Genomic DNA, 13,596 nt, shown 5'->3' on the forward strand with positions numbered 1-13,596 from the left:
AAAAAATTGCTAAATGCCGTGACAAAGATACACTCCCCAGGCAAATTCTTACTTTTAAAATTCCTCTTTATGCAGTGTGGGAAGGTGAACCGTCATAGTGGTACCCTCATTTGGCTGTGAATCAAGAATTATCTGCCCCCCCATCTGCTCCACAGCCTCTTTGACCATGTAAAGGCCAAGACCTGTACCTACATTCTTCTGCGTAGCTCTCGCAAAAAGGTTGAAAACCTCTTCTTTATAGCGTTCTTCTATCCCAATTCCATTGTCCTCCACGACAATTACAGCATTCCCTTCGGACACATCCACAGTCAAGCTTATTCTTTTTTCGCCCTCCTCTTTCTGAAACTGGACAGCATTGCTGAAAAGATTGTTGAGAATCACCCGAATCTTCGCGTCATCTGAGTAAAACTCATCTCGCTGATTGACCTGGACATCAATATGAAAATGAGACAAATTAAACTTCTCCCGATAAGCATCCATTTGATTGTCGACTATCTCTCTAAAGTCGATTGGAGAGATTTTGTGATCAATCTTAGTCGAGCGGTAAAAGTCTAGCATCTTGTAAATAAAGTCGTCTAGTTTACCCGTTGCAGTATCGATCATCTCAAAATATTCGAGCATGTTGGGTTCGCTGAGCTCCATCTTCGCCAGCTTGGATACCCCTGAGATACTCATCAACGGACCTCTGAGTTCATGGGATAGGCTGTAGACGAACTGATTCATCTCCGAATGCATTTTCTTTAACTTCAGGTTTTTTTCCTTAAGCTCTCGGCGCATAAAATAGATATCCGCTGCATTTTTGATAGAGTTTTTAATTTGCTCGATGTTCCAGGGTTTATCGATGAAGCGATATACTTCCCCTTTATTGATCGCATCTATCACACTGGCAATATCGGAGTATCCGGTAAGAAGAATTCGGATCGGGTCGGGATTGATCTTTACCATCTGTTCAAAAAACTCCGTGCCAGTCAATCCCGGCATCCGCTGATCGGCGATCACTACATGGACTTCTTCTTCCTGAGCTATCTTAAGTCCCTCTTCTGCATCTATAGCAGTAAAAACCTTGAAATCTTTTCTGAGGGAAGCCCGAAAGGACTTTAAATTATTGTCTTCATCGTCGATATATAATACATGGATTTTTTGTCCGCTCATTGTTGCGATGTGTTTTGATAGATGGGAAGTGCAATGATAAAAGTAGTCCCGTGACCCTCTTCACTTTTTACGTCAAGTGATCCCTTGTGGCTTTCAATAATAGAATAAACTATGGAAAGCCCCAAACCCGTACCCCTTCCAACTGCCTTGGTAGTAAAAAAAGGTTCAAAAATCCGCTGTTTGACATGCTCAGGCATCCCAGGACCATTGTCTTCAAACTCTATAACAACACGGTCTGCAAATGCGCGGGTTCTAATCGTAATTTTCGGATCGGTGATCTTATCCAAATTGTCAGCAAGTGCATGGACCGCGTTATTCAGGATATTCATAAAAACTTGATTCAGTTTCCCTGCCAGACACTCTACCATCGGCAATTCACCAAACTCTCTCACAATTCTGATTTTACCGGGAATCGAGCTATTAAGTAAAATGATGGTACTGTTTATCCCATCGTGAAGATCTACCTTTTTAACGTCCTGCTCATCTACCCTAGAGAAAATACGTAGACCTTTTACGATTTCCACAGTACGTTTTGCTCCCTCATCCATACCCTTCAGCAGTTGCTCCACTTCGTCAAGCACATATTCCAGCTCCAGATCTTCTTCTAATTGCTTAGCTTCCTTTTTCGTCTGTTCGGAAAACTCCCTATTGCCAGATTCGCGATAGAAATCGATAACCTCCATAATGTCTTTGATATCCCGTTTTAGCGGCGTGATATTGGAGCTTACAAAATTGATCGGGTTGTTGATTTCATGCGCTATGCCGGCGGTCAGCTGGCCAAGCGAAGCCATTTTCTCTTGGTTGACGAGCTGGCCCTGCGTATCCTGAAGATTTCTAAGCGCCTGCTCAAGTTCATCTGTTCTAAGGCGAACCTTCGTTTCGAGCACGATATTTTGCTCCTTAATCAACTTTTCATTTTCACTGAGCACTCTCAGCTTTTCCAGGTGCTCCTCTTCTTTTTCTTTCTTGAGGATATTAATACGATCAGCTAGCGCCAACGAAAGCAGTATTGCCTCAAAAGCGGTTCCCAATAACATCGGGAGGTTCGCAAAAGACCCTAAATTGATCACCCCTTGGTTTTGAAATACATACAGCATCAACCCCAAAAGAAAGAAAACCCATGCTGTTAGAAAATAAAATGCAGGCCGGAAGCCCTTTTTTGCGATGAGTACACCAGAGGAGACAAAAAACAAAACAACAAACAGTCCTGAAATATCTGTAAATGAATAGCTTAAGGAAACGAACCCCAACATTCTTAGTATAGAAGCCGCCACATACAGAACGATTATCAAAAACAGTCCTTTTTCAATCCAAGGCAAATATACTTTGATAAGAAGAAAGTCTCTCAGGAAAAGAACTCCAAAAATGCCCGACAAAGACGAAAAAATAATTAAACTATTCTCGTACAAAAGTGCATTTTGGAAAAATATAAAATAGTAACTAAAGCCGAGCAAAGACAACTGGGCCGCTGAGATAAAAAACGTGTACAAACAATAATACAGATACACTCGGTCTCTCACTGAGAAATAGAGTAAAAGATTATATAGAAACAGCGCAAGCATCACCCCCATATACACACTCACCAAAACTAATATACTGGTATATTTGTGGTAAAAATTTTCCTGAGGAGCTACCTCCAGAGAAAAATTAATGGGTTCGGACGATACTATCTTCAAAAAATAAACATCACCTTCTTCGATGTCTAAAACAAATATAGGATTTGCGTAGACTAAGGGATTTGATCTCCCGACATGTTTTTCAAAAAGCAACGCACTGGATTTCAAACCTTGACCTTTTTTGCCTTTATATAACTGAGTCGATCTAAAGGTAGGATTCCTTACTTCAAGCACAGAAGTCCGATCCATATATGGATATTCATCGATGTTTATTTCCACCCAAACGGTATCTGAAACAACGCCTAAAAACACACTGTGACTGTCCATTTTTCCAGCTGAATCCAGTGGATAAAACTCTCCATCCTTTTGGATAAAGACTTTCATATCCCCAACCTCAAAGTCTGCCTTAAAAAAATCAGACCTTACCAAAATCACAGTAAATATAATCAGGGGGATCAGGATTAAAAATCCCCAATAGATGCTAAAGATTTCCCTTTTATTCGATTTCATCCTGCTTTAATGTCGTTGATATTTAGGTCAAATTCAATTTCTAGCTTTCCCCTTTGACTTTCCTCAATAGTAGTCTGCACGGGGTTTTTTCTGAGGTTGTCGATATATGCTTTTTCGGAAGCCGAGGATTTTGGTAGATTTTGAACATCGCGAATTTCCATGATAGTCGCCAGAAGCCCTTCTTTAGGATATAAAAAATATCCGTTGTCTCCTAGCTCTTCGATTATTTCGAAGCCAACCGACTGAGAGTTTTTGACAGTGAAGGGCGAACAAAAGGCCATAAGGCTCTTCAGATTCAAAAAGGAAGAAATGGCCACTCCAATCCGAATCAAATAAATACTGCCGAGCCCATACCCAGACACTTCCTTAGAGTTCCATAACCCGCAATACTCCGCCACATCCAAGTCTCCAAATGGAGCCATATATTCTACTATCTTCTCATCTTTCTCAAAAATAGCCCCTTCGAGTGGGAGCGGAAAGTTTCGGTCTCTGAGCTGAATCCTCCCCCCCCCCAATATTCTTTTCTCCCCCTCTACGGATTCTACCAGCAAGAGGTATACATTGGGATTTTTAGTCCAGGATCGATCCGCAGAGGTCACTTTGGTGACTCCATAAGATTCCAAAACTTTGAAGTGCCCATCCACATACATTTCGGTTTCAACAGGCGACGAAACTGCCCTTACTACCCTCACTTTTACCTTCATGACACGCTATTGAAAAAACCGTCCAAATCAACGTAAACGCGCCCCGATTCTTTGATGTGGCCACTGAGAATCTGTCTTGAAAAATAAGCGGCCATGGCGCCACCCATGATTACCGATGAGGCCAACTGAGGCCAGGTAGTTATTGTTTTCCCTATTTCTCCGATACTTAACTTTGCACTGGGGGACAAATTGTCAAAATCAAGAATGGACATCATCATCTCGGATCGGTATTTTTCGATGACACTCGGAAGGGCTTCTTCTTCTCCAAACTTCGACAACATCCCGTGAAAAATTGGACGTCTGGAATCCAAATCAAAGCGCTCAATATCTATCATCCCACGGTCACTGGTATCCATCAATACCGGAATGCCCAATGCCTTTGCCTTGATCCTAGACTTGATTTTCATTTCAAGACTATCACACTCTTCGATAAACAGGTCTAGCCTCCCTCCCTCGGAAAAGAACTGACTCATATTCTCGTCAGTCAATCCTTCATTAAAAACAGTGACTTTCAAATAGGGGTCTATTTCGGCAATCTCCCTGGTAACTATCTGCGTTTTGGGCAGGCCTAGATTCGTAACGCTCGTACGTATGCGATTCATATTGGCTAACTCTAGTGTGTCAAAATCCGCGATTCTCAATTCCCCAAAAGATCGCTCCATAGCCAGGCAAGTAGCGACACTTTGCCCAACAGACAAGCCTACCACGCCGATCTTCCTTTCAGACATCGCCTGCTGCTCTTCTTCGGTAATCTTGTATCTGTTTCGGATCGTTCGCACTTTCACAAAGTCCTCTTTCGGCAACACATGCACCAGAGACCTGTTCCAGGGATAGAAAACCCAATTGCCGTATACTTCCCGGGAATGCGTCCGGAAAAAATCAACCGACATGAACTCCAGAGCACCATCGCTCAATTTTGCAGTCGGGTTATTGAGCTTGATCAATTCTTTTACCTGTAGATCTATTTGATCGACAACCCGAAGATTAGGTAATTTCCTGATTTGAATTAACTTAGATGTATCCTCCTCATTCCTGTTATTTAGGATAAGATGGTTAATTTGACCGTTTAGATCAAATTGTTCGGGAATAGGCATGGGTGCAATTAAGGATTAATGCGAGTAAAGTTATATTTTTGAATCAACATATAACTCGATTTCTTGGTTAATCACAAAGAAACGCCTTAAAATTAGAAATCAACTCCATGGCAATCTCTAGGGCGGCGAATGTTTCCGAAAAGATTTCCAAAAAACATCGAATATTAAAACTATTCCTAATTTTGGGAAACCAGTAGGATTCTAATCTTTACACCTGAGATGTCAACCCCCGAATCGGAGAAAATAAAAATACTATACGTAGACGATGAAGAAAATAATCTTCAGGCATTTAAGGCTACATTTCGAAGGGATTACAAAATTTTTCTAGCGATATCGGCCAAAGAAGGTGAAGACATCCTCGCTAAAGAAGACATTGACCTGATTATCACTGATCAAAGAATGCCGGAAAAAACGGGTGTTGAATTTTTAGAAAGTATCATTCCTATTTATCCAAAGCCGATTCGCCTCCTACTCACCGGATACACTGACATTCAGGCTGTGATCGATGCTATCAACAAGGGTCAGGTATATCACTACCTCACCAAGCCTTGGGAAGAAGACTACCTCAGGACTGTGATCAAAAATGCGTTTGAAGTCTATGCCCTTAGAAGGGAAAACGAACGGCTGACCGGCGCGTTGCTGAAGGCAAATGACCAGCTGGAGTTTTTGCTCCGCCAAAATCTACTCTCCTAATCAATAGCGGGCTGCCAAAAGCAGCTGGAGCTCCTTGTGATTTAAGCCAAATTTTCGTCCCAAAAATGCATTGGTAAGGCTTCCTCTATACGTGTATACCCCTCTCAGAAACCACTTATAGTTGAAGATCATTTCCTCATTTCCGCCCAAGTCCGCCATCTGCAAAATGATCGGCGTAAAAATATTGCTCAGGGAATAGGAAGCAGTCCGGGCAACCCTAGATGCAATATTTGGTACACAGTAGTGGATAATGTCATGCACCTGATAGACCGGCGCATCGTGAGTAGTCATCCGGGCAGTCTCTATACATCCTCCCTGATCTATCCCCACATCGATGATAATACTGCCATGAATCATATTGGCAACCATCTCTTCGGTGACCACGATTTTGTTTCTCCCCTTTTCGGCGCGAAGTGCTCCTATCACCACATCAGCCTCAGCCAAGGCCTGTCCCAAAGTGAAATTGTCAATCGTCGAGGTATAAATCTGCTGTCCAAGCAGCTGCTTGATTCGTCGCAGTTTGTAGATATGATTGTCAAATATCTTGATGTTTGCTCCCAACCCAATCGCGGTCCTGGCGGCATACTCCGCAACTGTGCCAGCCCCGATGATGACCACCTGCGTCGGAGGAACTCCCGTCACTCCTCCTAGGATCAGGCCCTTACCTTCATTTACACTCGACAGATATTCCGACGCGATCAGCATCACCGTGCTCCCGGCGATTTCGGACATCGCCCGTACTACCGGCATCCCTCCGACTTTGTCTTCGAGGTATTCAAAAGCCACTGCAGTCACCTTCTTTTCGTTCAATGCGCGGATAAACTCCGCGCTCTGCTTTTCCAGTTGCAAAGCGGAAATCAAGCAACTCCCGGAAGACATCTCCGCTATTTCATCTACCGTGAGTGGATCGATTTTAAGTATTACGTCTGCAGAGAGTACTTCCTTTCGAGAATAGACAATCTGGGCACCCGCATCTGAATAATCCTGATCGCTGAACTTCGCACTCAGTCCCGCTCCGGTTTCGACGACTACTTGGATGTCATTGTTACTTAACAGGCCTACTGATTCAGGCGTGAGCACTATACGCTTTTCCTGACTGGAGATTTCCTTGGGAAGTCCAACGTGAAGTGGCTTCGCGCCCTTTTTTACCTGAAGTGGGGATTCTTTTGCAATCAGCCCTACAGAAGTAAGTCCTGCTAATTCAGTCGACATTTCGGAAATGTTGAAGTGTAATGGTTCTGCTATTTTCTGAATCCGGATTGATTCTGATTAAGAGAAACTCTTCCGGAAGAAACTGGGCGATTTTCTCGGCCCACTCGATCCAGCAATATTCTCCTCCATAAAAATACTCTTCTATTCCGATATCCAATGCCTCCATTGGATCATCCAATCTATAAAAATCGAAATGGAAAACTTTCATCCCGGCCTTGGCATCATACTCATTGACAATCGCAAAAGTAGGGCTGCTGACCTGATCCTTTACCTCCATCTCCTTCGCAAGCGCCTTGATCAGCGTGGTCTTTCCCGCTCCCATTTGCCCTTGGAATATCCAGACTTTCTCCGTCTCTGCCGCAGTGATGATCTGCCGAGCAGTCTCTTGAATCTGATCTAAATGGTAGGAAAAGGTAATCAAGCTTACTTATCGTTTGGAGGTCAGGTGTACTAGAGGAATGATCATTTCCTCCAAAGATATACCACCGTGTTGAAAAGTGTCCTTGTAATAGTTCACATAATAGTTGTAGTTGTTGGGATAGGCGAAAAAATAGTCCTCCACAGCGAAAACATAGGAAGTAGATACGTTCAATCTGGGAAGCATCGCTTCTTCGGGTTTTTTGATTTCAAAAACCTTCCCGTGTTCGAAATTCAGATTTTTTCCCTGCTTGTATCGCAAGTTGGTCGTGACATTTTTGTCTCCGATGATTCGATAAGGCTTGTTTACTTTTTTGGTACCGTGGTCTGTTGTCACGATTACATCTGCACCTGCGTTTTGGATTTTCTTAAACAGCTCAAAAAGCGACGAGTGCTCAAACCAACTGCGCGTGAGGGAGCGATAGGCGGACTCATCTGGCGCAAGTTCGCGGATCATTTTCATGTCCGTACGCGCATGGGATACCATGTCGACAAAGTTGTAAACCAACACATTCAAATCATGCTGAAGAAAGGTATGAAACTGATCGAGCACGGCCTTGCCCTGATGAGTTTGAAGGATCTTGTTGTAGGTAAATTTACAGTTAATTCGGTTTTTGGTCAGATTGATCCCTAGCCACTCCTCTTCAAAGTTATTTTTTCCCTCATCTGAATCTTCATCTTCCCACAGCTTCGGATAAAAACGCGCCATGTCCATCGGCATCATCCCGCTAAACAGGGCATTCCTGGCGAAGGCCGTCGTCGTAGGAAGAATACTATAATAGGTGTCTTTTTCCTCCACATTGAAATACGGCGTGAGCAGATGCTCCAAGTCCTCCCACTGATCCAGTCGTAGGTTGTCAATGACGATGAGGAAGAGCGGTTTTTTATTCTTCAAAACCGGAAACACTTTCTCCTTCAAGACCTGATGAGACATCAGCGGCTTGTCTGGATTTTTCTCATCCAGCCAGTCGAGGTAGTTTCCCTTGATAAAACGTGCAAAGGAAGAATTTGCCTCAGACTTCTGATTATCAAGAACTTCCAACATATTTTTGTTTTCTGTCGAATCAATCTGCAATTCCCAAAAAGTAAGCTTACGATAGAGCTCTGTCCAATCCTTGGGATCACGCGCATCGCCAAGTGCGAGGCTGATTTGCATGAATTCCTGCTGATAACTTTGGGTAGTCTTGGTATCGATCAATTGCTTATTTTGGAGAATCTTCTTGACCGAAAGCCAAATCTGACTTGGATTGAGGGGCTTGATCAGATAATCAGCAATTTTCCCGCCGATGGCATCGTCCATGATATGCTCCTCTTCACTCTTAGTGATCATCACCACAGGTATCTGCGGCTTGATCTGCTTGATCTGCTGTAAGGTTTCAAGTCCCGTCATCCCGGGCATCATTTCATCTAAAAAAATGACATCAAAATTTTTACTCTCGACTTCTTCGATGGCATCGATTCCCGAATTGACCGTAGTGATCTCATATCCTTTTTGTTCCAAGAAAAGAACGTGAGGCTTGAGTAGGTCGATTTCATCATCTGCCCAGAGGATACTGAATTTTTGAGACATGTTGGTTTCCCTTTCTTTTAAAATTATAATTACTTTTGAGTCAATCAAATGAGCGCTGATTGAAAAGCCAGAAAATACTCAATGATCCTGTTTATGGATTCATCACAATTCCCAGTGAGTTGATTTTTACGATCATTGACCACCCCTTTTTCCAGAGACTTCGCCGAATCAAACAGTTAGGTTTGACCGACTTCGTCTATCCAGGAGCCCTTCACACCCGCTTCCACCACGCTATCGGCGCCATGCATCTGATGAGTATTACGCTCGACAATCTACGCATTAAAGGCACCGAAATAAGCGATGAGGAATATGAGGCGGCGCTGATTGCCATCTTACTACACGACATTGGACATGGTCCTTTTTCCCATGCCTTAGAATACAGCTTGCTCATGGGCGTACCCCACGAGGAACTCTCGCTACTGACTATTCAACTCCTAAATGAAGAATTAAGTGGCAAATTGAGCCTCGCTTTACGAATTTTTAAGAATCAATATGATCGGAAATTCTTGAATCAACTGGTATCCAGTCAATTGGATATTGACCGCCTGGATTATCTGCAGCGAGACTGTTTCTTTACGGGAGTTTCCGAAGGCACTATTGGTGCGGACCGGATCATCAAGATGATGGATGTCAAAGACGGGCAGTTGGTAATTGAAGAAAAAGGCATCTATTCTATCGAAAATTTTCTGAGCGCACGCCGTCTGATGTACTGGCAGGTATACCTTCACAAGACCACAGTGAGTGCCGAGAAAATGCTAATCAACCTCATCAAGCGAGCAAAACACTTGGCTCAGGCAGGAGTGAATTTGACGGTAAGTGCAGAATTTGGTTTTTTCCTGAAAAACAATTTCAGACTGGAGGATTTCAAAACGGAGAAAAGGATACTCGAAAACTTCATGGGCCTCGATGACTTCGACATCTGGGGAGCCATCAAACTCTGGAAGGGGCACGAAGACTATGTACTTCGAAATATTTCGCAGATGTTTTTGACAAGAAATCTCTTCAAGATCAATCTCGTCAATGAACCTTTTTCCCTTCGGGAGCTTGAAGAAATGAGGCTCAAAACACAAAAGAAACTGCAGATCCCTGAAAGTGACATCGACTATTTCTTCTCGTCTGGTACTGTGAGCAACTACGGCTACCTGGCCAAGGACCGGATCAATATTCTGACCAAAAAAGGGAAAGTAATGGATGTGGCTATGGCTGCTGATCTACCGAATATCAAAGTCATGAGCAAGATTGTGGAGAAACACTACGTTTGTAAAGCCAAACACCTAATTTTAACCCTATAAATCCTAAGCTGTAGATCATGGAATTCACATTAGGCCAACTGGCCGCACTTTTGGGAGGAAAGGCAGAAGGCGATGAAAACCAAACCGTCAATCGCCTGGACAAAATCCAAGAGGGCAAGCCCGGAGGAATCAGTTTTTTGGCTAACGAGAAATACGAACCTTTCCTCTATGAAACAGCCTGCACAGCGGTCATCGTCTCAGAGGGTTTTGCAGCTACCAAGCCTTTCAAGACAACTCTCATCCGAGTAAAAGATGCCTATCTGGGATTTACAAAGCTTTTGGAAGCTTATTCCGAATTTACCAAAGCGATGCTGGTGGGAGTCGAGGAACCGAGTTTCATGCATTCCAGCAGCACGATCGGCGACAGCTGCTATCGGGGGGCCTTCTCCTATATCGGCAAAAAAAGCCACTTGGGTAATAATGTAAAAATCCATCCTCAGGCTTTTATCGGAGATAATGTAAAGATGGGTGACAATTGCATCATTCACCCCGGTGCCAGAATCTGCACCAACACCGAGATGGGAAACAATTGCGAGATTTTTCCCGGTGCAGTCATCGGCGCAGACGGCTTTGGCTTTGCTCCCCAAGCCGACGGAACCTATAAGGCTATCCCTCAAATCGGAAATGTGATCTTGGAAGACAATGTAAGTATAGGCTCTAATACCACGGTAGATTGCGCGACGATGGGCTCCACTATCATCAGAAAAGGAGCCAAGATCGACAATCAAGTCCAGATCGCCCATAATGTAATTATCGGCGAAAACACAGTAATCGCTGCACAGTCCGGCATTTCGGGTTCCACGGAGATTGGAAAAAATTGCATAATCGCAGGAAAAGCCGGAATCGTCGGACACTTGAAAATAGCAGACAACACGACCATCGGCGCCAATACAGGCATCAGCAAATCCGTCAAAAAGTCCGGAGAGACACTCCTGGGCTACATGGCGATGGACATTAAGGATTTTTTGAAGTCCTATGCACTGTTCAAAAATCTGGATACGCTGGAAAAGCGCGTCAAAGAACTGGAAAAAAAGGGCTAATTTTGCTGCCCTGAAATTCCGCAAGGAAAACATAACATGAAATTGAGCATCACTGACGAGTCACACTTTGGGATGACTACCGACCATGCGAGATTCCTGGCCCCAAAAGGGCAAATTATATTCATATGAAAGTAAAACAGCATACCATCAAGAAGCAGGTGGAACTTTCCGGAGTGGGTCTTCACACCGGGGTCGTTTCCAATATGACATTTCTTCCTGCTCCACCCAACCACGGTTACAAGTTTCAGCGAATCGACTTGGAAGGTCGCCCGACGATTGATGCCGACTGCGACTTGGTGGTGGACGTATCCCGAGGCACTACGTTAGAGCAAAATGGCGCCAGAGTTTACACAGTTGAGCACGTGTTGGCGGCACTGGTAGGATTGGAGATCGATAACGTCCTGATTCAGCTGGACGGTCCAGAGCCTCCTATTATGGACGGGTCTTCCGTGCAATTTATTGAAGTGTTGGAAGATGCCGGATTTGAAGAGCAAAATGCCCTTCGGAGATTTTTTGAAGTGCAGGAAAGCATTCAATACAAAGATACGGCGAGAGAGGTAGAGATGGTCGCTTTGCCTACAGACAACTACCGTGTGACCGTCATGGTGGACTACAATTCCCCTGTCCTCGGAAGTCAGCACGCCTCAATCACTGATATCAGTCAGTTCAGAACCGAAATCGCTTCCTGCCGAACATTCTGCTTTCTGCACGAGTTGGAGATGCTTTATAATTCCAACCTGATCAAAGGTGGCGACCTGAACAACGCCATCGTAGTCGTTGACCGGATCGTTGAAGAAAAAGAACTGGCACATTTGGCCAAAATGTTTAACAAGCAGACAGTCGAAGTCAAGAAAGAAGGAATCCTCAACAACGTGGATCTCCGCTATAGAAATGAGCCCGCTCGGCACAAGCTGCTTGACGTCGTGGGTGACTTGGCTTTGGTCGGTCGTCCGTTGAAAGCACAGATTCTTGCAGCGCGTCCAGGACACGCCGCGAATGTCGCTTTCGCAAAAAAACTAAAAAGAGCCATGGAGAAAGCCGGTGCTTCACATATCCCGCACTACGACCCCAAGCTCCCGCCGGTGATGGACATCAACCAGATCAGCAATATCCTACCTCACCGCTACCCTTTCCAACTGATAGACAAAATCATCTACCTCGATGAATCGGTCGTCGCGGGTGTCAAGAATGTAACCATGAACGAGCCGTTTTTCATGGGGCACTTTCCAGGGAATCCTGTCATGCCAGGAGTACTTCAAGTAGAGGCTATGGCCCAGACAGGCGGTATTTTGGTATTGAGCACGGTGGATGATCCGGAGAACTATTGGACCTATTTCCTGGGTATCGAGAATTGTAAATTCAGGAAAATGGTTTTACCTGGCGATACTTTGGTTTTCAAATGTGAACTTTTAGCCCCAATTCGCAGGGGTATTGCAAAGATGAAAGGTGAAGCCTATGTCGGAAACACATTAGTCTGCGAAGCCGTAATGACCGCCAGCATAACCCGAAAAGAATCATGATCAGCCCCATGTCTCATATAGACCCAAAAGCACAGCTTGGGAGCGATGTTCACGTTGATCCGTTTACCATGATCCATGAAGATGTGGTCATCGGAGACAACACTTGGATCGGATCCAATGTCACTATCTATCCAGGCGCCCGGATCGGCAAAAACTGCAGAATTTTTCCCGGTGCCGTCATCGCCGGAGTTCCTCAGGATCTAAAATTCCAGGGCGAGCGCTCCACGGTCTTGATCGGAGATCATACAACAATACGGGAGTGTGTGACCATCAGCCGGGGTACAGTTGACAAACAAACCACAGTCATCGGCAGTAATTGCCTTTTGATGGCCTATGTACACGTGGCTCACGACTGTGCCATCGGAAGCAATGTCATCATTGCCAACTCCGTTCAGATCGCCGGACACGTCTCTATCGACGACTGGGCAATCATCGGAGGATCCAGCGCTGTTCACCAGTTTGTGAAAATCGGGATGCATGCGATGATTTCCGGAGGCTCTTTGGTGAGAAAGGACGTTCCGCCGTTTACCAAAGCGGCTCGCGAACCACTTTCCTACGCAGGCGTAAACTCACTGGGATTGAGAAGACGCGGTTTTTCAAGTGAAACGATTTCCCATGTACAGGAAGTATACCGCTACCTCTTCCTCAACAGCCTGAATAACAGCCGTGCATTGGAAGAGATCGAAATCAACCTCCCCGCAACCAAAGAGCGTGACGAAATCCTGAACTTCATCCGTTCTTCAGAGCGAGGTGTCATGAAAGGTTACATCAACTGA

At 44.5% G+C, this 13,596-nt stretch carries 12 protein-coding genes; 5 read left to right on the plus strand and 7 right to left on the minus strand.

Annotated elements, in window-relative coordinates:
- Positions 1 to 54: 54 nt before the first annotated feature.
- Genes ABD031_RS06590 through ABD031_RS06605 form a run of 4 tightly spaced genes read right to left on the minus strand, consistent with a single transcriptional unit; the run spans position 55 to position 4,926 of the window.
- Positions 55 to 1,152 carry a hybrid sensor histidine kinase/response regulator gene (locus tag ABD031_RS06590; protein ID WP_343849618.1) on the minus strand — a complete coding sequence of 366 codons (1,098 nt, stop codon included), beginning with the start codon at positions 1,150 to 1,152 and terminating at the stop codon, positions 55 to 57.
- On the minus strand, positions 1,149 to 3,278 hold the full coding sequence (locus tag ABD031_RS06595; protein ID WP_343849621.1) for a 7TM diverse intracellular signaling domain-containing protein: 2,130 nt from the start codon (positions 3,276 to 3,278) through the stop codon (positions 1,149 to 1,151). The genes ABD031_RS06590 and ABD031_RS06595 overlap by 4 nt, the downstream gene beginning before the upstream one ends.
- Complete coding sequence (locus tag ABD031_RS06600) at positions 3,275 to 3,982, minus strand: hypothetical protein (RefSeq protein ID WP_343849623.1); 708 nt, start codon at positions 3,980 to 3,982, stop codon at positions 3,275 to 3,277. Before ABD031_RS06600 ends, ABD031_RS06595 begins: the two co-directional genes overlap by 4 nt.
- The gene (locus ABD031_RS06605; protein ID WP_343849624.1) at positions 3,979 to 4,926 is read right to left on the minus strand and encodes a ThiF family adenylyltransferase; all 948 of its coding nucleotides are present in this window, start codon (positions 4,924 to 4,926) and stop codon (positions 3,979 to 3,981) included. Before ABD031_RS06605 ends, ABD031_RS06600 begins: the two co-directional genes overlap by 4 nt.
- Before the next feature lie 369 nt (positions 4,927 to 5,295).
- On the opposite strand from ABD031_RS06605, the gene ABD031_RS06610 reads away from it, so the two are divergent.
- Positions 5,296 to 5,769, plus strand: coding sequence for a response regulator (locus tag ABD031_RS06610; RefSeq protein WP_343849626.1), 474 nt, complete (start codon positions 5,296 to 5,298; stop codon positions 5,767 to 5,769).
- Here ABD031_RS06610 and ABD031_RS06615 read toward each other — a convergent pair whose 3' ends face one another.
- Genes ABD031_RS06615 through porX form a run of 3 tightly spaced genes read right to left on the minus strand, consistent with a single transcriptional unit; the run spans position 5,770 to position 8,968 of the window.
- Positions 5,770 to 6,981 (minus strand): alanine dehydrogenase, encoded by a 1,212-nt coding sequence (locus ABD031_RS06615; protein ID WP_343849627.1) that lies wholly within the window; start codon positions 6,979 to 6,981, stop codon positions 5,770 to 5,772.
- Positions 6,971 to 7,402 carry a tRNA (adenosine(37)-N6)-threonylcarbamoyltransferase complex ATPase subunit type 1 TsaE gene (gene tsaE / locus ABD031_RS06620; protein WP_343849628.1) on the minus strand — a complete coding sequence of 144 codons (432 nt, stop codon included), beginning with the start codon at positions 7,400 to 7,402 and terminating at the stop codon, positions 6,971 to 6,973. Before tsaE ends, ABD031_RS06615 begins: the two co-directional genes overlap by 11 nt.
- 6 nt (positions 7,403 to 7,408) lie before the next feature.
- Complete coding sequence (porX, locus tag ABD031_RS06625; RefSeq protein WP_343849630.1) at positions 7,409 to 8,968, minus strand: T9SS response regulator signal transducer PorX; 1,560 nt, start codon at positions 8,966 to 8,968, stop codon at positions 7,409 to 7,411.
- A 59-nt stretch (positions 8,969 to 9,027) separates the two neighbouring features.
- Between porX and ABD031_RS06630 the strand changes: the two genes are divergently transcribed.
- From ABD031_RS06630 to lpxA, 4 genes are all read left to right on the plus strand, one after another.
- Complete coding sequence (locus ABD031_RS06630) at positions 9,028 to 10,260, plus strand: HD domain-containing protein (RefSeq protein WP_343849631.1); 1,233 nt, start codon at positions 9,028 to 9,030, stop codon at positions 10,258 to 10,260.
- A gap of 17 nt (positions 10,261 to 10,277) precedes the next feature.
- Positions 10,278 to 11,300 carry a UDP-3-O-(3-hydroxymyristoyl)glucosamine N-acyltransferase gene (gene lpxD, locus ABD031_RS06635; RefSeq protein WP_343849632.1) on the plus strand — a complete coding sequence of 341 codons (1,023 nt, stop codon included), beginning with the start codon at positions 10,278 to 10,280 and terminating at the stop codon, positions 11,298 to 11,300.
- A gap of 125 nt (positions 11,301 to 11,425) precedes the next feature.
- Positions 11,426 to 12,820, plus strand: a complete 1,395-nt coding sequence (locus tag ABD031_RS06640; protein WP_343849633.1) for a bifunctional UDP-3-O-[3-hydroxymyristoyl] N-acetylglucosamine deacetylase/3-hydroxyacyl-ACP dehydratase — start codon at positions 11,426 to 11,428, stop codon at positions 12,818 to 12,820.
- Entirely contained in the window at positions 12,817 to 13,596 is a 780-nt protein-coding gene (lpxA, locus tag ABD031_RS06645) for an acyl-ACP--UDP-N-acetylglucosamine O-acyltransferase (RefSeq protein WP_343849635.1), read from the plus strand. Before ABD031_RS06640 ends, lpxA begins: the two co-directional genes overlap by 4 nt.

Source organism: Algoriphagus jejuensis, from assembly GCF_039523455.1.
GTDB lineage: Bacteria > Bacteroidota > Bacteroidia > Cytophagales > Cyclobacteriaceae > Algoriphagus > Algoriphagus jejuensis.